Source organism: Pseudomonas sp. MS646 (assembly GCF_036693845.1).
Classification (GTDB): domain Bacteria; phylum Pseudomonadota; class Gammaproteobacteria; order Pseudomonadales; family Pseudomonadaceae; genus Aquipseudomonas; species Aquipseudomonas chlororaphis_E.
This window is the reverse complement of the sequence record NZ_CP144763.1, coordinates 2979270-3005089: the sequence shown is the minus strand read 5'-3', so window position 1 is coordinate 3005089 and position 25820 is coordinate 2979270. Positions and strand designations below refer to the sequence as shown.

Below are 25820 nucleotides of genomic sequence, written 5' to 3'. Positions count from 1 at the left end.
GGGTCCCGCGGCCAATGAAAATGCCGGCGCCCGTTGCAGGCGTCGGCATTTTCCAGGGGCAGACTATGGATCAGATCTGAATGTAGACCACGTGGGTGTGGGTGTACTCATACAAGCCGTGTTTGCCGTCCGCGCCGCCAATGCCGGATTTGCGCGCCCCCGCATGGAAGCCCTGCATCGCTTCAAAGTTCTCGCGATTGATGTAGGTCTCGCCGAAATCCAACTCATTGCTGGCGCGCATGGCCGCGCTCAGGCTACGGGTGTAGACCGAGGATGTCAGGCCGTACTCGCTGTCATTGGCCAGGGCGATGGCTTCGTCCAGGTCCTCCACGATCTGGATCGGCAACACCGGGCCGAAGATTTCCTGGCGCATGATCGCCATGTCGCTGCCACAGCCAGCCAACACCGTTGGCTGATAATGAAAGCCCGCGCCCTTGTCCGCCACCGCCCCGCCCGTGACCACTTCAGCGCCCTGCCCTGTGGCGGTCCTGACCATCTGCGCGACTTTGTCCAGCGCGGCCTGGTTGATCAGCGGCCCCATGTCCAGGTCGTCTTCAGCCAGCGGGTCGCCGTACCGGGTCGCGGCCATCGACGCGGCCATCTGCTCGATGAACTGATCGGCGACCTTGCGTTCGACGTACACCCGCTCGGCGCAATTGCACACTTGTCCGGTGTTGATCACCCGCGACGCAGTGACGGCCTTGACCGCCAGTTCCAGGTCGGCGTCCGCGAGCACAATGGCCGGCGCCTTGCCACCCAGCTCCAGGTTGAGCTTGGTGATGTTCGGCGCCGCCGCGGCCATGATCCGCGAGCCCGTATCGACGCTGCCGGTGAAGCTGATCAGGTCGACGCCGGCGTGACGGGTCAGGCGTTGCCCGACCGTCGCTCCCGTACCGCTGACCACATTGAATACCCCGGGCGGCAGGTCGGTTTCGGCCACCAGGCGGGCAAACTCGAAGCAGTTGATGGGGGTTTCTTCGCTGGGTTTGATCACGATGGTGTTGCCGGTCACCAGCGCGGGCGCCATCTTGCGAGCGATCAGGAAGAACGGGAAATTCCACGGCAGAATGCCGGCCACTACGCCCAAGGGCTTGCGCAGCAGGAAGATGTTTTCGCCGACACGGTCGCTGGTCAGCACCTCCCCTTCAAGACGCCGTGCCCATTCGGCCATGTAATCCAGGTAATCGGCGGTGAAGTTCACCTCCACCCGCGCCAGTCCCAGCACTTTGCCTTGTTCGGCAGTGATGAGGTGGGCAAGTCGTTCGGCGTTGTCGCGCACTTTGCTGGCGATCTTGCGCAGGTAACCTGCGCGCTCGATGGCCGGACGGGCCGCCCAATTTTTCTGCGCGTGGCGCGCCGCGGCAATGGCCGCTTCAACCTGCTCGCCGCTGGCTTCGGGCACGCGTGCCAGTAGTTGATTGTTGGCCGGGTTGCGCACTTCGATGCTGGGGTCGCTGGGAACGAAGGCATTGGCGATGAAGTTCTGGTAATGGATGATTTCGGTCATGTGCTTGCTCTCGCGGACAGTGTCGAAAACGATGCAGCGGCGCCCCGCCCCTGCATCACGGGTATTCATTGGGCGCTGAAGGTCTTCCAGACGCCGCCTTCCTGCTGCAGGTCGTGGGCGCGCTTGATCAGGTATTGGTGGATCTGCTCCACCTGCTCCGGCGTGAAGGCGTCGGCAAAGGACGGCATGCCGTCAGGCACCCGGCCGCCGTAGAGAATGCCGAGGAACATCTGGTGTTTTTCCGGCGTCAGCTTGCGCAGGTCCGGCAGCACGCCACCGCTGACCGCATGAATGCCATGGCACTGCGAGCAGTAGCCGTCATAGAGCTTGCCACCCGCGTCCACCGCGACGGTGTCACCGGTCAACGGCGGCGGCTTAGGGGTCTCGGCAAGCGGTGCCGGTTCGTTGAGTTTCGCGGTGCCACCCAGTTTGTAGGTCAATACCTGGGAAAACGGACGGACCCCGGCGCGCAGGGACAAGGCACCGGCAAAGGTCGAGAAGGCTCCGCCCCAGCCGGCCATGAAGGTGACGTATTGCTCACCGTCGACACTGTAGGTAATCGGCGCGGCCATGACGCCGCTGGCCGCCGGTTGTTCCCACAGCTTCTTGCCGGTATCGGCGGCATAGGCTATTACCCGGCCATCGGCGCTGCCCTCGAACACCAGGTTGCCGGCAGTGCTCAAGGTGCCGCCGTTGAAGATCGTCACATAGGGCACTTCCCAGGCCGGCTGCTGCTTGACCGGGTCCCAGGCGATCAGCTTGCCAGACCAGCCCTTGGCCATTTCCAGCAGCCCGTCAGCGTTCTCCGGCATCATCCCGGTGCGCAGGCCCAACTGGTACATGCTCTTGAATGGATTGCGCTTCGGCGCCTCGGGGATGTGCTCGTAATAGGCGGACATGATGTGCGCCGGGATGTACACCAGCCCCGTGTTCGGGTTGAACGACATCGGCTGCCAGTCATGGGCGCCCCAGAACGCAGGCGTCACCAGTTTGCGCTTGCCGTCCTTCCAGTAGGCGGCGTTCTCGTCATCGACGATGGGCCGGCCCGTCTTCATGTCCATGCCCTTGGTCCAGCTCTGCGGCACGATGCCCTTGGCCGACAACAGCTCCCCCGTGGCGCGGTCGATCACATAGAAGAAACCGTTCTTGGGCGCTTGCATCAACACCTTGCGCGGTTTTCCATTGATCGGCAGTTCCGCCAGGATCATGTGCTGGGTGGCGGTGTAGTCCCAGGCATCTCCCGGCGTGGTCTGGTAGTGCCAGACGTATTCTCCCGTGTCGGCATTGACCGCGACGATCGAGGACAGGAACAGGTTGTCACCCTTGGCCTGGCTGCGCCATTTCGGGTCCCACAACGAACCATTGCCCACGCCGATGTACAACAGGTTCAGCTCAGGATCGAAGGCAAAAGAGTCCCAGGCGGTGCCGCCGCCACCCTGCTCGACGAACGCGTCGCCGTGCCAGGTCTTGGCGGCGATGGCCATGGCCTTGTCTTCCGGCGGCAGCTTGGGGTCGCCCGGTACGGTATAGAAGCGCCAGGCCTGCTTGCCGGTTTCTGCATCGTAGGCGGTGACGTAGCCACGCACGCCGAATTCAGCGCCGCCGTTGCCAATCACCACCTTGCCGTTGACCACCCGAGGGGCACCCGTGATGGTGTAGCTGCGCGAGTGATCGGCCCGGGTGTCCACCGACCAGGCGCGCTGGCCGGTCCTCGCATCAATGGCTTCCAGGCGCCCGTCGAGCACGCCCACGTAGACCTTGCCCTTCCACACCGCAACACCGCGGTTGACCGCATCACAGCAAGCCTCACCGGCGCGGTTGCGGTCGGACTGTGGGTCATACTTCCAGATCAGCTTGCCATTGCGTGCATCCAGGGCGTACACCACCGAAAACGGCCCGGTGGTGTACATCACGCCGTCGACCACGATGGGCGTGGCTTCGACACCACGGTCAAGATCCAACTTGTAGCTCCACGCCAGGCCGAGCTGGCTGACGTTCTGGTCGCTGATCTTGTTGAGCGGGCTGTAGCGTTGCTCATCGTAGGTACGACCGGTGCTCATCCAGTTACCGGGTTCCTGGTTGGCGGCAATGATCCGCTTGCCATCGACATTGGCCGGCATGTCCTGCGCCCAGGCCGGCATGACGCTCAGGTTCAGAGCTAACGCGACGAACAGGCTCTTGAGCGGAGCGCCGATGGGCGCGGTTCGGGGGGCGGGAGGCACGGCGAGACCAAACTGTGTCATGGGGAACTCCTGATTCTTATTAGTAGCGAAGCCATTGCGCTGCGCAGGGGGACAAGAGCAACCCCTGTGCCAGCCTTCGCCAAAGACCTGCAAGCCACGCCCTACAAGGCTTGCAAGCCGGATCGCTGACTGCGTCAACCTGCGACAGGTGTCGCACCCATGGGGCATCTGTCCCACCCTTGGCACACTTGGGTTTTATTAATAGGAATGTGGTTAAAATCCGATCGCCCCACGACAGTCGCCACAGGAACCCGCTAAATTAGCGCCTCCAGACCTGATGAGGTTCTGCGTCATGCCTTTAGAGTCCGATGTCTTTCTCAACCGCCGCGGGCAACGCGGCGCAGACCTGTTCGTAGAAGTGCTTCGCAGCGAAGGTGTGCGCTACGTCTTCGGCAATCCGGGAACAACCGAGCTGGCTTTGCTCGACGCCCTCTCAGGCGCCCCGGACCTCCAATACATCCTCGGCCTGCAGGAGGCCTCAGTCGTCGCGATGGCCGACGGTTATGCGCAGGCATCCGGTCGCCCCGCCTTCGTCAACCTCCATACGGCCGGTGGACTGGGCAATGCCATGGGCGCCATGCTCAACGCCAGGATGGCGAACACCCCGCTTGTCATCACCGCCGGTCAACAAGACACGCGACATGGCGTGACCGACCCGCTGCTCCACGGAGACCTCGTCGCTCTCGCCCGACCGAGCGTCAAATGGGCGGAGGAAATTCATCATCCCGAACATATTCCGATGCTGCTGCGCCGTGCGTTTCAGGACTGTCGCACGGGGCCGGCCGGCCCGGTTTTCCTTTCCCTGCCGATTGACGTGATGGAGCAACACACGGATGTCACGGTCGGCCCGCCATCGCGAATCGAGCGCGGTGCCGTGACCGGGGCGATTGAGGAATTGGCCGCTGCCCTGGCGAACATCACCCCCGGTCGCCTGGCGATTCTCGTTGGAGAAGAAGTGATCCAGTCGCGCGCGGAAGTTGAAGCCGTGAGGCTTGCCGAGGCACTCGGCGCACCGGTCTACGGGCCTTCCTGGCCCGGGCATATTCCGTTCCCGACGGCCCATCCGCAGTGGCGGGGAACGCTGCCTGCAAAAGCTTCCGACATCAGGGAGACGTTCTCCGACTTCGACGCGGTCTTCCTGCTCGGCGGCCATTCGCTGATCAGCTATCAATACTCCCAGGGCCCCGCTATCCCTTCTCACTGTCGCCTTATCCAATTGACCAGCGATGGACACCAACTGGGCAGAGTCCACGAGACCGCGCTAGGGCTGATCGGCGATGTAAGACTTTCCTTGCAAACGCTGTTGCCGATACTGGACAAGCGATTGGCCCCACACCGGGAGACCATCGCGACGCTGCGACACGTCGCGAGCCAAGCACGCGATGCACGTCGCGCCGACGTCGCCGCTCGCTTCAGTCGCGAATTCAGCGCGCCGGTGACAACACCTTTCGTGGCTGCCCACGAGGCCGTCCGGGCCATCGGGCCAGACGTCTGGATTGTCGACGAAGCCCCCGCCACGATTCCCCATGTCCGCGCCTGCCTGGATTCCCATTCGGCCCGCCAATATCTTTTTACCCGCAGCGCCATCCTCGGCTGGGGCATGCCGGCGGCTGTCGGAACATCGCTTGGCCTGGACCGAACCCCGGTCGTTTGTCTGGTCGGTGATGGCTCTGCCATGTACTCACCGCAGGCACTCTGGACGGCGGCGCATGAACGGCTGCCGGTCACGTTCGTTGTGATGAACAACGGCGAATACAACATTTTGAAGAACTACGCTCGTGGCCAGGCGCACTACCTGAATGCGAGCACTGACCAGTTCATCGGCATGGACCTGCGCGATCCGGCGATCGATTTCCTGGCCCTCGCCTCCTCCCTGGGGATCGCTTCGCGCAGGATCGAGCGCGCCAGCGATATTGCCGGCGCGGTGGAAGAAGGCATTCGTTCAGGCGTCCCGAACCTCATTGAATTGCCGATCATGGCCTGAAGATTGCCCAACCTCGAAGCGAATCCACCGCTGAAGAAAACGACATCAAGCGGCAGGCGGCGCACCCCGACCTTTATTGGTGAAGCCCTTACGGCCCTCAGCTATCCCAAAAGTGAGTCGATTTCCCTGGGGGATGGGAGCTGCGAGATGCCCCAAGCACCGCGGCTTCGAACTCGGCGATCATCCGGTCGCGATTATCAGTGACCAGCTTCTTGACCATGGCCGAGTAGGGTTTCGAGGGTGCAGCCCGGGCTTGCAGTTCAGCGAAAATGGTCTTGGCTTCATTGCGCAGGTGTTGGAAGAATGGTTCCCTGTGATCCATTGGGGCTGCTTTCCTGAGCGCGTTTTCCGCCTTCATCAACTGGTTCTGAACCTCCAGCATCAGCTCGGTGCGCGCCTCCACCAGGTACACTCGGTTCAAGCCAAATATTTGATAGGTGGCAAGTCCGTAAGGGTCCCAGTCATTCCCCACTTTCAGCGGAGCAATCAGACTCAGGCCCCGTTCGACGATCCATTGCAGGTGCATATCCGGGTTGCGTTGAGTGGGGTCGATGAGGCAGGCATCCTCGGCCTTCAGATCATCGCCTTTAGCCATGGCACGCTGCCCACGAATCGGGAAGGCATCATATTTGCCGAGCTTATAGGCGCTCCCCTGCATTTTTTGCGTGTAGGGCTGTTCAGCCGTGAAGGTTTGAACTTCATGGTACTCGGAACTATTGCAGTGGATACAGCTGGGCAGCAGATTGGTCCAATCGGACGCCAGCCACCAGTAGCCCGTATGGCCAGGATGGTCGATCACCCGGTTCTTGGGCCGAAAGTGTTCGACCTGGACGGGGCCCACCGCTTTGTAACTGGATTCGCAATAGGCACATTTTTTATGGAACAGCGTATTCAACGCCTGCCTTACGTCTTTTGCCCCATAGGCCTTGAAGTTGAATTTCTTGGTTTTTTTAGCTGGTTTGGCCGTCTTCCCCTTGGCTTTGGCATTCGTTTTCGGAGGCGCCGGCTGAGTGGCTCGGGCCGCATAAAAAGCGGCCGCTCGGGTACGCTCCTTGGCCGCCGGGCTGTTCAATTCGGCAAGCGATAAGGGCTCGTCGACATCCTCGCGCTTAACATAAATCATTGTCCGGCCTCGCCAGCTTCGCGAAGCGTCTCCAGGATCAGGCGGACCGATTCCTCACGCACTTCTGCCCGGTCAAGCCGATTGGAGTGAAACTGTTCGACGATGTGCCGGCGCAACGCTTCATTCACGACCTGGCGTTCCGGGGTGTCGCCAATCATCGAGAACGCGTCCAGCCGCTCGGAAAACTGCTCTTGTGGCTCAAGGCTACGGGATTCGGAAAGCAGCAACCGATCGATACGCCGAAGAGTCTCGGGCTCGGCGGTACTGGCGAGGCCGAAGTATTCGGACGTCAACAGTTGCTCGGCCCGCATGGCACTGACATCGGGCAACCCGGTCATTTCAACGACGGCCCGGTCCTCATCGCGGACCAGTACATGCACTTCACCATCGAGCATCCCCCTCAAACAAAGCGGATCGTGGGTGGTGAAGATGAACTGGACCTGCGGCAACGCACGACGCAAGGCGCCGACTACCTGCATTTTCCAGCGTGGGTGCAGATGGATTTCGATTTCGTCGATCAACACGATGCCCCGTGAGTTCTCCAGGTCACCCCATCGCTTCACCATGTTGCGGATGATGTCCAGCGCCATGGCGAATAACGATCGGTAGCCATCGCTCAACCTCGACAGTGGTATGTCTTCGCCGTGCTTGCTGATCATCAGCCCGGAGCGCTCCGTGCGGATGATCTCGTCCTCGTCCGTCAAGTTGAGGATTTCCCGAAGTGCTCGGGCCACCGTTGGAAAGATTTTCTCGTCAAGTGATTCGAGCCAATCGGCCGAATGTGGTAGCACGCGTTGTTTGTTGAATAACGAAACGATGCTCGAGACTGGCTTGATGTTCTTGTAGTTCGTCGGTTGTTCGCTGAACTGTCGATGGGCCCCATAACCAAGCACCAGCGCACTCTCGAAAGACACGTCATGGATCTCGCCACCCCGCAGGATGTGCACTTCATTGAAGCTGCCGTCGTCAAATTCGATCCGAATACTGGCCTGAGTCGCGCCTTTGTTGCCGGAGAGCTGTTGCCAAACCTGGTCTGCGCGGCCTTGCGGCTTTCGAAGAAAGGCATCGAAGTCTGTCTTGACCTGGCTGCGCAAATGCCGACCCATTGTGCCCAAGGCAATGGCCTGGAGCAGAGAGCTTTTGCCCACCGAATTCTCCCCTAGCAGCACCACCGCCGGCGCGATGCCCTGCTCGGCCACGGACCGACTGGAAAAATCCAGGGTAAAGCGTTTGAACCCTTTGAAGTGTTTGACATCGATCGAGCGGATACGGGCGAACTTGGTCGTCTGCACCTCGCCCACCGCGTCGACGAGATCCGACCGCAGCATGCGCCGGGGCACGTGTTCACCCTTGAGGTGATCGATGAACCGGCGCCACATCGGCGGATTGCAGAGGCTGATGAAACCTGCCAGCTCACTGAAAAACTCAGCCTCGCGTGGCGGTGTGCTCCTCTCTGAGGTCGCCAGCAACGAGTCACTGATCCAAATCCTGACCGCCCCGACATGAGCACGGCGATCATCCAGCCGGTTCTCGATCTCGCTGAGGATTAGTGCATAGTCCTTGCCGCGCAGCTTTTCGAAGAAGACCACCCATTCAGAAAAAATGGCGGCACGTCGACCGACCAGTTCGCTTCGATTGAGCTTCAAGACGTCGATCGTTTCCTTGCCGCGGTCGTTTTTGCCCAGGCAGATCCCTTCGACGGTGAATGCCAGGTGCTCAAAAGGCTGGTCGTTCGAGGGGTCAATCAGGACGGGGCGTTCTTGATCGGCCAGCGCCAGCGGGGTAAAGGGCGCGACACGCTCGTGTTGCGTGGGGAACTGTGAACTCTTGTAGCGCGCACACACGGAACAGGCCAATACCAGGTTGGCCCATTCATAGGCATACCAGGCGTAATGGTCAGGGCTCGGAGTGGCCGAATAACCCAACCGATTCTTGGCGTTGAGCATTGGACGGTGGTGATGGACTTCGAAATCGAAGGGGCCGGTATCTTTCTCGCAGTAACCGCACTTCTCCTGGAAGGCCGCGACCAGCGCTGACTTTACTTCCCGGGAACTCCATTTTCGTCGGTTCAACTTTGGGCGTCGGGTCAACCGGGAGGCAGTTGCCATATCAAAGTGCTCCCGCAGGAGCGCCATTTCATCGACCAACGCCTCGGCCGTGAGCGAAACAGGTGTACTGCTGGGATCCCGCCATACAAATCTCAAAGTCAGTTCCTTTTAACTCTAGAAGGCATAAAGATCCATCAGCCATCCAGCCAACGCTGAAAATCGCTCTGGACCGCGAGCTCTGGCTCGCACCGCCGAGTGAAATCTAGCACGTTTGATGAATGGAAAGCAGGCACAACGACATCATTGATCCCGTCGCAAAAAACGCCCCTCCCTGCTCCATCCTGGCGAGGCGTACCGAATATGACGGCCCTTCTAGAACAAGCCACCCAACCTGGACAGGCTTGCCGCCAGCTCATCCTTGCGAAACGGCTTGTTAAGGCGCGGGATATCCGGGTCAAGTCCTCTGCGTTCGGCGTAACCAGAAACGAGCAGGATCGGAGTACCGGGCCGCGAAACGCGGACCGCCCGGGCCAGTTCAGTGCCGCTGATACCAGGCATCAGGTGGTCGGTGACAATGAGGTCGAATTGTTGCCCCGCCTCCAGCAATTGCAGAGCCTCTTCGCCTGATGCGGCCTCGATGACGTGGTAACCAAGGTCTGCCAGCATGTACGAGGTCGTTGCGCGTACCAGTTCCTCATCGTCGACTAGCAGCGCAGTGCCTCGCACCGATTGTCGATCCAGGGCCTCGGTATAAGGCAAGGCCGCTGTCGGCAGGGTCATGCTGCGCTGGAGCCAAAGCTCGACGTTTGTCCCTAAGCCGGGTGAACTCTGAATCGTGAGCGCGCCGTTCAGCTGGGATGCCAGGCCATGGACCATCGAGAGGCCGAGCCCCGTGCCCTTTCCGATCCCCTTGGTCGAAAAGAACGGCTCCACCGCCCGGGCCAGTGTGGTCGCGTCCATGCCAATGCCCGTGTCCGCCACCGAAAGGCAGACGTAGTGACCTGCAGGAAGATGCGAACGGTGGCCATTACCCACCACCTCGGTGCTCGCCGATATCCTCATCGTTCCACCTTCCGGCATCGCATCGCGCGCATTCACGGAGAGATTGAGAATCGCCATTTCGAGCTGGTTCGGGTCCGCCATCGCCGCCGGCAGTTCCATTGGCGCTTCGACGACCACCTTGATCTGTGGCCCGGTCGTGCTGGCCACCAGATCACCCATTTCGCCAACCAGCTTTGCCACGTCCACGGGAACGGCTTGGAGTGGTTGGCGGCGGGCAAAGGCGAGCAATCTCTGCACCAGGGTTTTTGCGCGATCAGCCGATTGCAGCGCGCCGCCAATCAGCCTCTGTTCCCGATCCCCGCCCACACCTCTGCGCTGGAGCATGTCGAGCGTGCCGACGATCGGGGTCAGCAGATTGTTAAAGTCATGGGCCACACCGCCGGTGAGCTGTCCCATCGCTTCCATTTTCTGACTTTGACGCAATGCCTGTTGGACCTCTTCCCGCTCGGCGATGGCATGGGCCACCCTCAATTCAAGCGTGGCGTTGAGCTCGCGCAGTTCTTCTTCGGCCACCTTGCGAGGGGTGACATCTACCGCCGTACCGGTGAAGCGCAAGCAGCGGCCGGACGCATCGAATACGGCTCGGCCCTTGGCCGCCACCCAGCGAACGATGCCATCCTCGCGACCAATCGTGCGGTAGTCGACTTCATAGAGTGCACGCCGTTGCGGATCGATGGCCGCCGCGAATGCTTCGATCGTTGCCTCTCGGTCCGCCGGGTGCAAGCCGTCATAGAAATCCTGCAACGTGACTGGCACATCAGCAGAGATGCCGAACATCGCCTTGGTTTGAGCGGGCCAGATCAGCGTGTTGTGAACGATATCCACGTCCCAGAAGCCGATATCGGCGTTCTCGACGGCCAGTCGCAGTCGCTCCTCGCTCTCACGCAAGCGCATTTCGGCGCCTACCCGCTCCACGTGCGCCCAGCAACGTTCGGCCACCTCCCTCACCCACGATATTTCGGACTGTGACCAATCCCTGGGCGAATTTTGATGAACGGCCATCATCGCGGTCAGACGACCGTCCTTGACCAACGGGCAGCAAATAATCGCGTGAATGCCAATGGACAGAAAGGTCTCCAGCCCTTCGCCGTGAGTCAGCTCCGCGGCGACGTCACGTATGATCAAGGTCCGCCCGGCGCGCATGTCGGCAGCAGCCCGTGGTCCGAAAACATCGAGGCTGTACGTCCCGACCGAGCTCTCGATGCCGGGCGCGCTGTAGTCACTGCGAATCCAGAAACGGTCATGATCGCCATCGACATCTGCATAAGCGCAGCGCGATACGTTGAGCTTCTCGCCCAGCAAGCCGGTCGCGGCGATCATCGCGTCTTCGGCCTGGTGGACGTGAAAGAGACGGCCATCGAGTTCATCGAAAAAGCGCAGTCGCGACGCGCTCTTCTCCAGCGCCGCTTCCGCTTGATGCTCGACCGTACGGTCGCGGAAGATCTTTACAAAACCGCCGTGATCCAGGGCCAATGGCATCATCAGCCCCGAACCCCAGAAACGCGTACCGTCCTTGCGCACGTGCCAGCGCTCGTTGACAGCCCGGCCGTGATCCTGGGCGATGTGGAGTTCGCCGTAAAACACCCGCTCGGCCTGGTCCAGGGCGGTATAGAAGAGGTCACCCTTACGCCCCACTACCTCCTCGGCGACGTAGCCGACGATGCGCTGTGCACCGGTGCTCCAGCTCGTGACCGTGCCTTGCGCATCGAACGTGATAATTGCGAAGTCTTCCGCGCCCTCGACGATCTGGCGATAGCGCGCCTCGCTAATGCGCATCTTGGCTTTTGTTTGCTCACGGTCCAGGACCAGCCCGACTGTCTGGACAATGAAGCCGAGGATCTCGACATCCGTCGATAAAGGCTCATGTGGTTCAGGGTGATACAACATGAAAACACCCAGCACAGCGCCTTGGGCTGAAAGAATCGGGAATGAGGAGCACGTGTGCAGGCCATAAGCGGTAGCCAGCGCCTGTAACTTGGCCGAAAGCAGATCGTTGAGTGCCCCAGGTAAAAGGCCGATATCGCTCGGCAACGGCGAGATACGGGTGGCGCCACCGCTCAAGCCCGCGATCAGTTTTTTTACCTCGTCATTGTAGGCGCGGGGAAGACTGGGACCTGCGCAATACCGCAGATTCGGGTCATCGTCGTTGAGAACCACGATGCTTCCCAGAAATCGGGACATGGACAACGCCTCGACCTCGCGAACGATCGCATCCAGCGCGACGTCGAGGGGGGTATCTTCAACAGACAGTTTCAAAATGCGGTTCTGTGCCTCCCCAAGCGCCGCCGCACGATTGCGTGCCTGGGTGAGGCGCGCGTTCTCGAGCGCAATCGTCGCCAGGCTCGCCAGGCTTTCCAGCCGCTTGATCGTATCGCGATCGGGGGTGTGAACCTGCGACCAGTACGCGCCCAGCGCTGCAACCGCAACGGGCCGGCCAATGGGCACCATGATGAGGCTACGGACGAACGTCGCGGCGTAAGCGTCCTTGGGAACGCGCGGATCCAGTAGCACGTCACGGATGACGACCGTCTCGCGATGGTGCATCGCCCACCCTGAAACACACTGGTCGGCGGCAAAGCTCTGGCCCTGCCAAAGCGCAGAGACCGCATCCTCCGCGACGTAATGACAACGCCCGTCATGCTCAATGACGACCGCGATGCCCTCAGCCCCGACGGCGGCACGTGCGGTGTCGCGGAGCACTGCAACCACGTCCTCTACCGATCCAGCGGCAGCCAATCGCTCACTGGCATCGAGCACATGAAACAGGCGGTCCTCGCCTTCCAAATCAACCGGTACAGTAGACAAACTGAGTCTCCAAATGCCGGCCAAGTGTTCTCTTCCCGGACTGGCTGAAATAAATGTGATTCATTGAGGCAATGTAAGCCATGACATCCGGAGTCGGTTCCCGTTCGATTTTGTAGACGCGTAGCACCGCGCCTCATATCGAATCGAAACCGTTCACCAGCTTGTCCGCTTGCATATTCAAACCGCTGTATGTGGGGGCTGGGCGCGGTCTACAGCATTGTAGCTGAGCCGCTCCGCCTCCAGCGTGACAGGTAGAAAGCGTGATCACTCAGAGTTTCGAGTCGCCAGGGCAACGTTGTGAGGACGTTTACCCCCTCACATCAGTCATTCAATCCAACAGCGAAGCCTGTTTGAGCAGCTCGAAAAGCCCCTCAGGTACCAGTGGGGATGTCGCGGTAAAACTGGAGCCCAGGCACCATTTGGCTCTGAACGGAGCACCATTGCTTTCATGGCCATCCAGCCAAGGACGTTCATAGACGCTTTTATCATCGAACCTTGCATCGAAGACCTGGACGATCTCATGCCCTGGTTTGCCTGCGTAGGTGAAGATACTTTCCAACGTGCCGATCAATCGAACATCACTGATCGAAAGCGCCAGTTCTTCCTGCACTTCTCGGGCAATGGCTTCGATCCCTCTTTCACCGAACTCAATGCCGCCGCCAACAGGGCGAAAGAGCGTCTGCTGTGCAACGGCGTCGTAGAACTGGTTGACCAGTATCTTTCCCTGGTGATGGAAGATACACAGAGCGAGGGGGCGAATGCGTGGTTCTGACACGAGTGAAATTCCCTTTTGATTGGACGATACGTTTCCCTCCGCGCAAAAGGCATTCAATGCTGCGTATGGCGGCCAATTATGCGATAGGAGCTCGCCCATTTCACCTCAACTGTCACGAATAGGCGTAGCACCAGCCGTGCCCGATTTTCTCAATAGCATTTAATCGCTCCGCCTTGCAGAAACGCCAACATAATGGCGTCGATTTTGACCAAATCATCAACGCAGACAATAAGTGACATTTTTCCGACGGAAGGCATCGCCGTGCCATTGCTGGAGGTTTGAGGGAAGGCTCATCATCCGCTTGTCATTGCTTCTCGCCTGGGCCTTTCGGGGCCAATGCAAGGTGCATCAATCGCATCGTTTCGATGGGAGCAATATCAGGATGATGACCGTCTACGTTATGGTTATGACCATCTGCACCGGCGGCGAAGGCTGCGTGGAAGAACGCAAGCACGAGCCCACCTACGCCACTAAAGCGATGTGCGTGGAATCGGCCAGGCACATGGCGGCGCGCAAAGGCGTGAAGTTCAAATGCCGCAGCGAGCGGTCGTGGGTGCCGAGCACTGCGTCGGGCGCGAGCGGCCAGGAGCGTGTCGTCTCGACCGACGTCAAGGCGCACCCGTGATCGTTCCTCAGGAGCCCGGCATCTCCAGGTCCAGCAACGCCGCCCCCAGTGCCTTCCCATGCGCATCGAGCGCCAGCGAACGGGTAACCCCACCCCGCAAGATGCCAGGCAGGACAAAGTTGAGCGCCCGCACATTGGGCAGTTCATAGCGACGGATCATCGGCCCTTGCGGGTCCAGCAGCCCGGCAAAATGCTCGGCAACGCGCTCCACCGTGAGCCACTCACAGAGGCGCGGATAATCTTCGGCGTTGAACGCAATCACGGAGATATTGGAGGTATCGCCCTTGTCCCCTGTGCGGGAATGGGCCAGGTCTCGCAGTTTGAGGCGACTCATTGCAGGTCCTCCGAATGAATCTTCACGCTGACCGCGTCGCGCGGCAGTAACAACGAAGCCACCGCCACCACCTGACGCACCGATTTGTTCGCCCCGCCACCGCCGTAAGGCCCATTGGTGTAGAGGGTTTCCACTTCGTTGCCGATGCGCACGGCCGCGGCGCGGTCAGCGCAACGGGCCGCGACCCGCAAACGCACTTCCCAAGGCTCGCTGTCCGAGCGTGCGCCCAGCTCGGTGCCGTGCAGCGCGTCGACCCCGATCAGCTCGGCGCGGATCTCTTCATAGACCACGCCGGTCAGTTTCAAGCGCTCCAGCACCACCTCCCGGGCCAAACGGCCGCGCGCCAGGGCCCCCGGCCCGCCATAGGAGATCTGGCCCTCGCCGATCCAGCCATCGAGGTAACCCACCGATACTTTGAGATCGGCGGGTCGCGCCTGGCCATCAGCCCCCTGGACGGCGACCTGGTCCGGCCCGGGCGCCGTGAACGAGACACCGGAAAAATCGGCACTGACATCGGGGGTGAGGTACGCGGCGGGGTCGTGCACTTCATAAATCATCTGTTCGGTGCAGGTCGCCGGGTCGATGCGCCCACCTGAACCTGCGACCTTGCTGATCACTGCATGGCCCGTCGCGTCCACTTCAGCCAAGGGAAAGCCCAGGCGCGCCAGGTTAGGCACGTCCTTGAACCCCGGATCGGCAAAGTAGCCTCCGCTGAGCTGCCCCGCGCATTCGAGCAGATGCCCCACCAGGGTGCCGCGACCCAACCGGGTCCAATCGTCCGCCGCCCAGCCGAACTCGAACACCTGCGGCGCGAGAAACAACGACGGATCGGCCACCCGACCGGTAATCACCACGTCGGCGTCGGCCTGCAATGCCTCGATGATGCCGTCCACCCCCAGGTACGCGTTGGCCGATATCAGGCGCTTGCCCAATGACGCCAAGGTCTGGCCGTTATCCAGGGTCTGCCTCGAATCTTCCAGCACGGTGGCCAGCACATCGTCGCCGGTCACCGCGACCACCTTCAGCCCCGACAAGCCCAACTGCCGGGCGATGCGCCGTACTTCCCGGGCCGCGTCCAAGGGATTGGCCGCGCCCATGTTGGTGATCACCCGCAATCGGCGACGCCCCTCGGTGCCACGGCCGACAAAGGGCAGCACCCGGAGCATCCGCTCACTGAGCAACGGATCGTAGCCGGCCTGCGGATCAGCAAGCCGCGCTTGTTGGGCCAGGGCAATTGTGCGCTCGGCCAGGCATTCGAACACCAGGTAATCCAGCTCGCCGTGCTCGGCCAATTCGATCGCCGGCTCGATACGATCGCCCGAATAACCGGCACCGGAGCCGATGCGTAAGGTTTTCATTCAAAAGACTCCAATGAGCAGCGCCGTCACGGTCATCAGCACCGAGGCGGCGAACAGGAAGGGAATGGTGAAGCGTTGGTGATCGGCCAATTCGATCTTGCACAGCCCCACCAGCAGGAACGTCGCCGGGGTCAGCGGACTGACCGGGAAACCGGTGGTGTGCACGCCCAGCAGTGACGCCTGGGCCACTTGCAATGGATCGACGCCCAGGGCGCGCCCGACTTCGGCCACCACCGGCATCACGCCGAAATAGAAGGAATCGGGGTCGAACAGCAGGCTCAGGGGCATGGAGATGAACCCCACGACCATCGGGATCAATTTGCCGTGCCCGGCGGGAATCTGCGCCACCGCCACCTCAGCCATGGCCTTGAGCATACCGCTGCCCTGCATGATGCCGGTGAAGACCCCGGCAGCCAGCAGAATGCTCGCCATCGTCAGGGCGGTTTTCGCATGGGCGTCGATGCGGGCGCGTTGGGCATCGACGTTCGGGTAGTTGATGCACAACGCCAGGACCGTGCCGAGCATGAACATCACCACCGGATCCACCACGCCGGCAATCATCACGCCCATCACCACCACGGTCAGGACCAGGTTGAGCCAGAACAGGCGTGGCTTGCGCAAGGCGACTTCCGCCTCGCTGAGCACCCGCTGCGCGACCACCTCGACGGTTGCCCCGGCGCCCAGCCCCAGGCGCTTTTCTTCGCGACGCCCCAGGTACCAGGCGCAGGCAAAGACGAAGACCAGACCGACGAGTTGCACGGGAATCAGCGGCTGGAACAGATCGGCCACCGGCACATGCAAGGCCGCCGAGGAGCGCAAGACCGGGCCGGTCCAGGGCAGGAAGTTGACCCCGGCGGCCATGGCGGTGACGCAGGCCAGGATGCGCTTGTCCATGCCCAGGCGGGTATACAGCGGCAGCATGGCCGGAATGGTCACCAGGAAGGTCACCGCGCCGGAACCGTCCAGGTGCACCAGCAGCGCCAACAACGCGGTGCCCATGACGATACGCGTCGGCCGGGTGCCGACACGCTTGAGGATACGGTCGATGATCGGGTCGAGCATGCCGGCGTCGGTCATGACGCCGAAGAACAGAATCGCGAACACGAACATCCCGACCACCGGGGCGACGTTCTTGATGCCGGTGATGATGAATGCGCTGGTTTGCAGGCCGAAACCGCCGATCAGCGCGGCGATGATCGGCAGTGCGATCAGGGCGACCAGGGGGGACAGGCGTTTGCTCATCACACAGGCGAGCAGACAGAGGATGGTGACGACACCGAGTATGGCGAGCATGGGGAGGTCCTGTTCGGCATCTCTGTTCGCGGTGGCGATGAGATGCGCTGTTGTTGTTTTCCCCGAGTATTGGAATTGCCGATATTCTTTGTAAATTGAAATGTTCGGTGACCTGCATTCGGAAAAACAAAATGAAGAACTCGATCCAGCACATCCGCGCCTTCCTTGCCGTGGCGCAAACCGGCAGTTTCGCCAAGGCCGCGGCGGCCCTGAACCTCTCGCCTTCAGCGCTGACCGTGCAGATCCAACAATTGGAAGACTGGCTCGGCGTCGCCTTGCTCGAACGCAGCCCGCGTCACCTGGCCCTGACCAGTGCCGGGCAGAACAACCTGCTGCCGATGGAGAAACTGCTGCTGGACCTGGACAACATCGTCAACGCCTCCCGGGACCTGGCGGCGCTGCGCCGAGGCGTCGTCACCCTCGCCGCCCTGCCCTCGCTGTGTGCCGGTGCGCTGCCGCCGTTGTTGAAACAGTTTCGTGAGCAGTTTCCGGGAATCGAGGTGCGCTTGCGGGATGTCGTGGCACGCCGGATCGACACCCTGGTGCGCGACGGCGAAGTGGACTTCGGCCTCGGCGTGCGTGCGCGGACGAACCATGGGTTGGCGTTTGAAACGGTGTTGGAAGATCGCCTTTGCCTGTTTCTTCCGATCGGTCATCGGTTGGCCCGGCGACGCACGATCAAGCCAAGCGAATTGACGACCCAACCGATCATCCTCACCGGACGCGACAGCAGCGTGCGCGAGTTGGTGGAACAACTGTTCGCCGACGCCAACCTGACACTCATGCCGGGACTGGAGGCCAACTACATGTCGACGGTCCTGGCGTTGGTGCGCCAGGGCCTGGGGGTGAGCCTGCTGCCGGAATCGGCGGACGATGACCGGGCGGGACTGGTCAAGATCCCCGTGGATCACCCGGACGTCACCCGCCAGCTTGGCCTGATCACCCGCACCGGCCAGGCGCTGTCGCCGGCCGCCGAGCAATTCATCGCGATGGCCAAGGCGTTTTTCTAAAGCCTAGGCATGCAGGCGTAGGCTCACCGCTGCACCACCGTTTGCAACGCGCCACTGGCTTCAGGCTTTTTTGCGAACAACCTCTGTGGCAACAGGAAGTACGCCAACGCCGGCAGCAGGATCAGCGCGCCGAGCATGTTCACCAGGAACATGAACGCCAGCAGGATACCCATGTCGGCCTGGAACTTGATCGGCGAGAACGCCCAGGTCGCCACGGCGATCGCCAGGGTAATGCCCGTCAGCAGGACCACCTTGCCGGTGAACAGCAGCGCCCGGTAATACGCCTCGGACAGCGAGGCGCCGGCACGCATGTGCGTGAGGATCACGCTCAGCACGTAGAGGGCGTAGTCGACGCCGATGCCCACCCCCAGGGCGATCACCGGCAGCGTGGCCACCTTGACGCCCATGCCCAGGCCCACCATCAAGGCCTCGCAGAGGATCGAGGTGAGCATCAGCGGCAGCACGGCGGCGAGCACCGCGCGCCAGGAGCGGAACGTCACCCAGCAGAGCAGGATGACCGCGCCATAGACCCAGAACAGCATTTCGCGCATGGCTTTCTTGACCACGATATTGGTCGCGGCCTCGATCCCGGCGCTGCCCGCGGCGAGCATGAACTTCACCTGCGGCAGTTGCTGTTGTGCAATGAAGGCTTCGCTGGTCTGCACCACCCGCTCCAGGGTATCGGCCTTGTGGTCGGCGAGGTAGACGTACAGCGAAAGCAGCGAACAGCCCTGGTTGAACAGCTCCCGTGGCGCCCGCGTCTGCACCGCGCCCAGGGCACCGTCGTTGGGAATCAATTCGTACCACTTGAAGTTGCCTTCGTTGTAGCCGGCGGCGGCGATCTTGCTCAGGGCGGCCATGGAGTTGGTCGACTCGACGCCCGGCAGTTGCTCCAGTTGCCAGGCCAGGGCGTCCACGGCGGCCAGGGTCGAATAGCGGGTGCACTGGTCTTCTGGGGTTTTGACCATGACCACGAAGATGTCCGAACTGGCCGCGTAGTTTTGCGTCATGAAGGCCGCGTCGCGGTTGTAGCGTGAGTCGGGACGTAACTCCGGGGCACCCGGGTCGAGGTCGCCGATCTTCAAGTGCAGGCTGATCGCGAACCCGCCGACCGCCAGCAGCAGGCCTACCAGGCAGGCTACATAAGCCCAGGGCCGTTGGGTGAACAGGTCGAGGAAGCGCCACAACGGGTGCTTGACGTTCGCCTGCACCTCGGCGGTTTCCGCCCGCAGGCTGCGCGCCGCCGCCTGGCTGCCAACGCCGATGTAGCTGAGCAGGATGGGCAGCAGGATCAGGTTGGTGAAGATCAGCACCGCCACACCGATGCTGGCGGTGATCGCCAGGTCCTGGATGACCCGGATCTTGATCACCATCAGCACGGCGAACCCGACCGCGTCACACAGCAGCGCGGTCATGCCGGCGGCGAACAGGCGGCGGAAGGTATAGCGCGCAGCGACCACCCGGTGCGTGCCGCGACCAATGTCCTGCATGATGCCGTTCATCTTCTGCGCACCGTGGCTCATGCCGATGGCGAACACCAGGAACGGCACCAGCGCCGAATAAGGGTCCAGGTCATAACCGAGCGTGGCCAGCAAACCCATCTGCCAGAGCACCGCCACCAGCGAGCACAGCACCACCAGCGCGGTGCTGCGGGCGCAACGGGTGTACCAGTAGAGCACGGCCACGGTCACCAGCACCGCGACCACGAAGAACAGCATGACCTGCAGCAACCCGGCGACCAGGTCACCGATGATCTTGGTGAAGCCAGTGATGTGGATCTGGATGCGCTCGTTCTGGTACTTGTCGCGCAAGGCCTCCAGTTGCCGCGAGAACGCGCCTGCGTCCAGGGCCTTGCCAGTCTCCGGGTTGATTTCCAGCAACGGCACGAAGATCACGCTGGACTGGAAGTTGCCGGCCACCAGTTGGCCGATCTCGCCGGAGCGGGCCACGTTAGTGCGCACCTGTTCCAGGCTGGCCGGCGAACCGTCGTAGGTGTCGGGGATGACCGTGCCGCCATCCAGCCCTTCTTCGGTCACTGAGGTCCAGCGCGTGGTCGGCGTCCACAGCGACTTCATGTAGGGCTTGTCGACGCCGGGCAGCAGGTAGATTTCGTCGTTGAGCCTGGCCAGGGTGTCCAGGTAGTCCTTGTCGAAGATGCTGCCCTCGGTGACCGCCACGGCGATGCGGACCGAGTTGCCGAGGCCACTCAGTTCGCTGCGCTGTTCCAGGAAGTTGGCGACGTAGGGATGGGAGGTCGGGATGGTCTTTTCAAAACTGGCATTGAGGCCGATCTTGCTGGCCTGGTAGCCCAGCACCAGGGTCGCCAGCAGGCAGAGCAGGATCACCCAGGGACGGTGATTGAAGATCGCCCGCTCGCCCAGGTTGCCGGAACGCGGATCGAAATCCTCCAGGCGGGCGATCACCACTTGCTGTTCGAGGGCAGGATTATGCTCGTTCACATCGGACTCCGAATACGGCCACAGGGGGCGCGGGTACAGTGCGCGCTGGCGAGTTGCTCAACGTTGCGCCGAAGAAAAAAGGACATGGTCGAGGCGGGTCGGACCGTTCAGGCCGACGCACACCAGGCTGCCGTCCGGTGCCGCCACCACGCCAGCGATGGAGGTCGCGGCCGGGGCCGGTGAACGTCGAAAGTGACGTCCCGGGTCAAGACTGAGCAGCACGTCGCCGGCCTGGCTGGCCAGGACCCAAGTGCCATCCGCCAATCGGGTGGCGGCGGACAGGGCCACTTCCAGGTCGGTGTCGATCGGTTGCCAGCGGCCGCCTTGGTCCCCCGACCAATAGGCGTTGCCACGCAAACCGAAGGCCACCACCTCTCCCGTCGAACTGCCTTGCAGGCCGAAGAAGCTGCCCTCATAGGGCGATTCCAGTGCCTGAAAGCTGTGCCCGTTGTCCTGTGAACGCAGCAGCAACCCGCGCTCGCCGACGATGAACAGCGCACTCCCCGCCGCACCAATGCCGTACAGGTTGAGGTCCTCGGGGTTTTCCACCTGCCGCATCCACGGCTGCCAGTGACTGCCGCCGTCACGGGTGTGCAGGATCAGGCCATAGGCGCCGACCGCGTAGCCGGTGCGCCGGTCACTGAAGTACAGGTCGAGAAAAGGCTTGTCCGGCCCGTCGGCCACCAGCCGCTCGGCATCTTTCAACGCCTTGGGATCATCCCCTTCGCGAGCCTGGGCCAGGGCCAACTGCGCGGCGGCGACGCCGTCCAGTTGCTTGGTCCACGATTCGCCGCCGTCGGTGCTGTGCAGGATCACACCCATGTGGCCCACGGCCCAACCTTCCTGCGCATCCACAAACTGCACCGCCGTAAGACTGACGCTGACCGGCACCTTTGCCTGGCGCCAGCTCACGCCGGAGTCATCCGACAGCAACACGATGCCGCGCTCGCCGACCGCCACCAACCGTTCACCGGCCCGGGTCACCGCCAGCAACACCGAATGGGCTGCCTTGGCACTTTGCAGCGCCGCCTGGTCGAGCAACGCAACCCGTGGAGTCGCCATCGCCCAGCCCGGCATCAGCATGACCGCCAGCAGCAGGGCCGCCGGCAGCGTGCGCGTGAGTGAAAATTTACCGATCATTGTCCGCTCCAACCGCCCAAGAAGAGTGATCCAACTGCCCGCCCGCGAGCGCCGAAGCCGCAGCCTCGGCGCCCTGCCCCAAGGCTCAGCGGCTGCTGTCGTTGGCCATGGCGTCCGGGGTGAAGAACGCCGCTGGTGGACGCGGATAGCTCTGGTACTGCACGTTCAGGTCGTTGGCCGACGAGTTGAGGAAGTAGGCCCCGGTTTCCAGGTTGTAGCTGCCCCACGACATCTGGGCCGTCAGCGCCGGCATTTCCGGTGCCAGCAAGGTCAGCGAGTAGTTGTGGCGGCCCAATTTGCCCTGGGCGTCGTAACCGTCGACCAGCAGCACCTGCCAGGAATCCTCATCCACGTAGTAGGTGCGCTTGGGCACCACGTGGCGCTTGCCGTCCTTGAGCGTGGCACTCACCACCCAGACCCGGTGTTTCTCCCAGCGCACCAGGTCCGGGTTGAGGAAGTTCGGCTTGACCAGGTCGTCGCTTTTCGCCGCCGCCGCACGGTTGTTGTTGTAGGGCACCAGCAGCTCTTTCTTGCCCACCAGCTTCAGGTCGTGTCGGTCGGTAGGGCCGAAGACCATGAACGCCTCATCGAAGAAACCGACGCCCGAGGTGACGAAGTCCGGGGTGTCGTAGGCGATGTTCGGCGCCCGCCGTACCCGACGCTGGCCAACCAGGTACTGCCAGGCGGCACGCTTGCCCGGGTCCATGTCCCAATGGGTCATCAGGCCTTCGCCGGCCTTGGAGGACGGCAGTTCCGTCGCCAGTTTGCCGATCAGGAACTTGCTCCCGAAGGTCTCCAGGCTGCCTTCCTTGAAATAGTAGGGATTCTGGTACCAGAACCGCGCCCGGGTGGCCTGGATCTTCTTGCCGCCCGCGGTCATCAGCCAGGTGTCGAACGGCGAGTAGAACGTGTCGGCGCCCTGCCAGGACAGGCGGTAGTTCCACAGCACCTCGGCGCCGTTCTGCGGCAATGGGAAAGGAATCCCGCCATAGGCGCCGCTGACTTTTTCGGTCTCCACTTCAAGGCTGGCACGGGTCGCGTTCTTCAGCGTGTTGTCGTACACCCACTGCGGCGCGGCGGCACTGCGGTGGGTCGGATAGACATCGAGCCGGTAGCCCGGATACTTCTGCAGCAAGGCTTTCGTGCCATCGGCCAACTGGTCGGCGTACTGCGCCATGTTGGCGGCGGTGACCGAGAACAGTGGCTTGTCGGCGGCGAAGGGGTCGGCACGCTTGTCGCCGTTCTTGTAGCCTGCCGGCACGGTGGTGTAGCCCCCGGTCCACGCCGGAATGCTGCCGTCCTTGTTGCCTGCACGCTCGGCGCCCATGGGCGTGAGGTCACTGTTGAGCCGCGCGGCCTGCTCGGGGGACACCGCCGCCTGCACCAGGCCGGCACTGAGCAAGGCAATGGCCAGGGCCGAAATACGCAAGGAAATTTTGCTTTGCATAGCGGATGAAACCTCTTATTAGAATGTGGTTTTCACGTACATGGAAACGAAGTCGCGGTCCGCCAGCGATTGCGCATAGCTGAAGTTGCCGTCTTCGCGCAGACCCGCCGCGGCCTTGCCGAAGAAGTTCACGTAGTTGATGCCAAAGTCCCAGCGCTGCAGGTACGTGGCCTTGACGCCGACACTCCAGTCACCGGCATGGGAGTTGCCGAAACCGCCTTTGCTGACGGCCGACGAACGCCCGTCCAGCCCGACGCCAAACCCCACCGGCACGCTCAAATCGAGGCCGTCGGCCACCTGGAAGTACGCCGGCTCGGCCAGCACCCGCAGCGCGGTGGCGTCGCGGGTGGTGTTGGGGTCCAGGGCAGCGCGGTTGTCCGTCACGCTGAGGGTGCGGTTCCAGGCCAGTTCGGCGAGCACCGAGCCGCCGTCCCAGAACGTGCCGGGCGACAGCAAGTAGATCGTCGACAGGTTGACGTGGGCGGTCTTGCCCTTGGCGTAGAGCGCGTCACCGCTGTTGTCCGCCGCGGTGCCCGGGGTCACCACCTGCAGATTGCTGACCAGCGGCGCGTCCCAGCGCACCGACGTTTCACCGGCGAAGTTGAACGGGCCGTAGGCCGTGGAGAAACTGGCGCCGACGGTCTTGATGTCTTCGGCGTAGACCTGGCGATAGGCATTGAGGATCGGCAATCCGGTGGCCGCCGCCGCGGCGCCGTCGAGGTAGGCGTACAGCGCACTCGGCGTCTTGTCGTGGTACTTGGCGGCGTAGAAGCCCAGCTCCAGCTCGGTGCCTTCAGGCTTGAAGCGCAACTGCATGCCGCCCTGCCCCGAGTTCCTGGCCTCGATGTCCGAAGCGTGCACGGTGGTGTTGCCGAACACCTCGGTCCAGTCACCCGCGCCCTTGCCGATGCCATCGTTGTCGCTCAGGTAACTGCCCGCACCCGGGACGTTGGAGCGTTCCCACTCGAACTGGTAGTAGGCGCCGACGGACAATTGTGGGTTGATCTGCAATTGCCCGGACACTTGATTGACCGGGCGCAGGATTTCCTTGAACTGCGTCCCCGGCACGCTGAGCAACTTGACCACGTCGGTGGGCCCTTGGGCCGCGGCGATGCCGTTGCTGCCGTAGAACAGGCTCTCGCCGTAGATCAGGCTGTGCCGGCCCAGGCGCACCGTGCCCTGGCTGGTGTCTCCCACGTCGCCGCGCAGAAACACGAAGGCGTCCAGCAGTTCGGCGTCACGCCCGTGCAGCTCACGGGTGTCGTCGAGGAAATGCGGATTGGCGCTGTCGTCGGTGTCCTTGTTGTAGACATCGTCGTACCAGGCCGCGCCGCTGATGCGCAGGCCGTAGTTCTGCCGGCTCAGGTCCATTTCACTGAACAGGTCCAGGCGGTTGGAAACCAGGCCCCGGCTGAAATTCCTGTCGCCCTGGCCCTGGATCGAGGGGTACAGGCCGCCTGCCGTCGACGCATTGGTCAGGTGGTCGTCGGCACCTTGCAAGCGCCAGGCCTGGCTGTACTTGATGGTGTTGTCCCAGCGCAGGCGCCAGTCACTGTCACCGAGGTCGATTTGCGCAGCCTGGGACTGAGTGGCCCAACCGGCCAGACACACCGACAGGGCCAGAGCGTTGCGTGTAAAGCCCGGATAGCATCGAGAATTGTGCATGGTGTTCCTCATTGTTCTTGTTGTGGGAAGCCTGTTCTGTACGCGGGTCGCCCGGGACACGAGCGGCAGCGGGTTACACGAAAATGCGCGGGGTAGCGTTCTCCCTCAGATGTAAGTGGACGCCAGGCCGCCATCGACCGGCAGGTTGATGCCGTTGATCCAGCGAGACTCATCGGCACACAGAAACGCGATGGCAGCCGCCACCTCATCGGCGTAGGCCGGCCGCTTCATGCGATGGGCATCCGCCTCGACGCGCGCTTGGCCGAGCATGCTGACGAAGTCGCCGAGGATGGGCGTGAACACCGGGCCCGGCGCCACGCAGTTCATGCGCACCGAGGTTTGCAAGAACCACGGCTGGGCCTGCTGATAGCTCCAGACGATCAGCGCCTCTTTGAAATACTGGTAGCAACTGTCTTGCGGCACCGGATGCTGGTCCAGCCAGGCCTGGGCCTGGGCAAAGCCATCGATGGCGGCCAGGGTCTTGTGCAGCGCCAGCCGCTGCGGCCATTGCGCCCCCAGGATCGATGCGACGTTGACGATGCTGCCGCCGGCCCGGATGCGCGGCAGCAGCGCGGCGCACAGGTGCCGCACCCCGAGGTAATTGACCTGGGCGACCAACTGCGGGTCGGCGGTGCCCGGAACCCCGGCGATGTTGCAGAGCCCATCGAGGGACGCCGGCAGTGACTGCACGGCAGCGTCGATCGCATCCGGATGGCTGAGGTCGGCCTGGATGAACTGGTCCAGGCTCAGGTTGGGCGCATTGCGATCCATGCCGATGACGCTCGCTCCGTGAGCACGCAGGGTTCGGGCCGTTTCAGCGCCGATGCCCGAGGAAACGCCGGTCACCACGATCGTCTTGTTGGTCAACTTCATAGCAGGTTCCCGATTCGTGCTTGTGCTGCCCGTACGGGCGGAGGCAGCCAAGCCATGTTGTTATTGTGC

Annotated in this window: 17 protein-coding genes; 3 read left to right on the top strand and 14 right to left on the bottom strand. The window is 62.3% G+C overall.

All coding sequences use genetic code 11. The features are described from left to right. Nucleotides 1-70: 70 nt before the first annotated feature. On the bottom strand, nucleotides 71-1507 hold the full coding sequence (gene aldA / locus V3H56_RS13240; RefSeq protein ID WP_047739653.1) for an aldehyde dehydrogenase: 1437 nt from the start codon (nucleotides 1505-1507) through the stop codon (nucleotides 71-73). A gap of 65 nt (nucleotides 1508-1572) precedes the next feature. Further along, nucleotides 1573-3750 carry a PQQ-dependent dehydrogenase, methanol/ethanol family gene (locus tag V3H56_RS13235; RefSeq protein ID WP_144419480.1) on the bottom strand — a complete coding sequence of 726 codons (2178 nt, stop codon included), beginning with the start codon at nucleotides 3748-3750 and terminating at the stop codon, nucleotides 1573-1575. 292 nt (nucleotides 3751-4042) lie between these two features. On the opposite strand from V3H56_RS13235, the gene V3H56_RS13230 reads away from it, so the two are divergent. After that, on the top strand, nucleotides 4043-5734 hold the full coding sequence (locus V3H56_RS13230; RefSeq protein ID WP_047739657.1) for a thiamine pyrophosphate-binding protein: 1692 nt from the start codon (nucleotides 4043-4045) through the stop codon (nucleotides 5732-5734). A 97-nt stretch (nucleotides 5735-5831) separates the two neighbouring features. Here the strand turns inward: V3H56_RS13230 and V3H56_RS13225 are convergent, their stop codons facing one another. From V3H56_RS13225 to V3H56_RS13210, 4 genes are all read right to left on the bottom strand, one after another. Next, on the bottom strand, nucleotides 5832-6857 hold the full coding sequence (locus V3H56_RS13225; protein WP_053007426.1) for an HNH endonuclease: 1026 nt from the start codon (nucleotides 6855-6857) through the stop codon (nucleotides 5832-5834). Continuing rightward, a complete protein-coding gene (locus tag V3H56_RS13220) occupies nucleotides 6854-9061 on the bottom strand; it encodes an AAA family ATPase (protein ID WP_144419481.1) in 2208 nt (735 codons plus the stop codon). Before V3H56_RS13220 ends, V3H56_RS13225 begins: the two co-directional genes overlap by 4 nt. 216 nt (nucleotides 9062-9277) lie before the next feature. Next, nucleotides 9278-12772: a PAS domain S-box protein gene (locus V3H56_RS13215; protein ID WP_144419482.1), complete on the bottom strand. Its 3495-nt coding sequence runs from the start codon at nucleotides 12770-12772 to the stop codon at nucleotides 9278-9280. 328 nt (nucleotides 12773-13100) lie between these two features. Then, complete coding sequence (locus V3H56_RS13210; RefSeq protein WP_080964420.1) at nucleotides 13101-13547, bottom strand: NUDIX hydrolase; 447 nt, start codon at nucleotides 13545-13547, stop codon at nucleotides 13101-13103. A gap of 382 nt (nucleotides 13548-13929) precedes the next feature. On the opposite strand from V3H56_RS13210, the gene V3H56_RS13205 reads away from it, so the two are divergent. Next, nucleotides 13930-14172 carry a hypothetical protein gene (locus tag V3H56_RS13205; RefSeq protein WP_144419483.1) on the top strand — a complete coding sequence of 81 codons (243 nt, stop codon included), beginning with the start codon at nucleotides 13930-13932 and terminating at the stop codon, nucleotides 14170-14172. A gap of 7 nt (nucleotides 14173-14179) precedes the next feature. Here V3H56_RS13205 and V3H56_RS13200 read toward each other — a convergent pair whose 3' ends face one another. From V3H56_RS13200 to V3H56_RS13190, 3 genes are read right to left on the bottom strand one after another with little or no spacing between them, the layout of a single operon-like run. Then, complete coding sequence (locus V3H56_RS13200) at nucleotides 14180-14506, bottom strand: hypothetical protein (RefSeq protein ID WP_047739300.1); 327 nt, start codon at nucleotides 14504-14506, stop codon at nucleotides 14180-14182. Continuing rightward, entirely contained in the window at nucleotides 14503-15864 is a 1362-nt protein-coding gene (locus V3H56_RS13195) for an acyclic terpene utilization AtuA family protein (RefSeq protein WP_338474730.1), read from the bottom strand. The genes V3H56_RS13200 and V3H56_RS13195 overlap by 4 nt, the downstream gene beginning before the upstream one ends. After that, a complete protein-coding gene (locus V3H56_RS13190; protein WP_042731505.1) occupies nucleotides 15865-17157 on the bottom strand; it encodes a citrate:proton symporter in 1293 nt (430 codons plus the stop codon). 131 nt (nucleotides 17158-17288) lie between these two features. On the opposite strand from V3H56_RS13190, the gene V3H56_RS13185 reads away from it, so the two are divergent. Further along, nucleotides 17289-18167 carry a LysR family transcriptional regulator gene (locus V3H56_RS13185; RefSeq protein ID WP_042731504.1) on the top strand — a complete coding sequence of 293 codons (879 nt, stop codon included), beginning with the start codon at nucleotides 17289-17291 and terminating at the stop codon, nucleotides 18165-18167. A 23-nt stretch (nucleotides 18168-18190) separates the two neighbouring features. On the opposite strand, the gene V3H56_RS13180 is transcribed toward V3H56_RS13185, so the two are convergent. From V3H56_RS13180 to V3H56_RS13160, 5 genes are all read right to left on the bottom strand, one after another. After that, nucleotides 18191-20626 (bottom strand): MMPL family transporter, encoded by a 2436-nt coding sequence (locus V3H56_RS13180; protein ID WP_042731503.1) that lies wholly within the window; start codon nucleotides 20624-20626, stop codon nucleotides 18191-18193. A 57-nt stretch (nucleotides 20627-20683) separates the two neighbouring features. Further along, nucleotides 20684-21766 carry a YCF48-related protein gene (locus tag V3H56_RS13175; protein ID WP_338474729.1) on the bottom strand — a complete coding sequence of 361 codons (1083 nt, stop codon included), beginning with the start codon at nucleotides 21764-21766 and terminating at the stop codon, nucleotides 20684-20686. Nucleotides 21767-21851: 85 nt separating this feature from the next. Further along, complete coding sequence (locus V3H56_RS13170; protein ID WP_042730976.1) at nucleotides 21852-23213, bottom strand: DUF1329 domain-containing protein; 1362 nt, start codon at nucleotides 23211-23213, stop codon at nucleotides 21852-21854. An 18-nt stretch (nucleotides 23214-23231) separates the two neighbouring features. Continuing rightward, nucleotides 23232-24878 carry a DUF1302 domain-containing protein gene (locus tag V3H56_RS13165; protein ID WP_042730977.1) on the bottom strand — a complete coding sequence of 549 codons (1647 nt, stop codon included), beginning with the start codon at nucleotides 24876-24878 and terminating at the stop codon, nucleotides 23232-23234. A 105-nt stretch (nucleotides 24879-24983) separates the two neighbouring features. Beyond that, nucleotides 24984-25751 (bottom strand): coniferyl-alcohol dehydrogenase, encoded by a 768-nt coding sequence (locus V3H56_RS13160; RefSeq protein ID WP_042730978.1) that lies wholly within the window; start codon nucleotides 25749-25751, stop codon nucleotides 24984-24986. Nucleotides 25752-25820 lie beyond the last annotated feature (69 nt).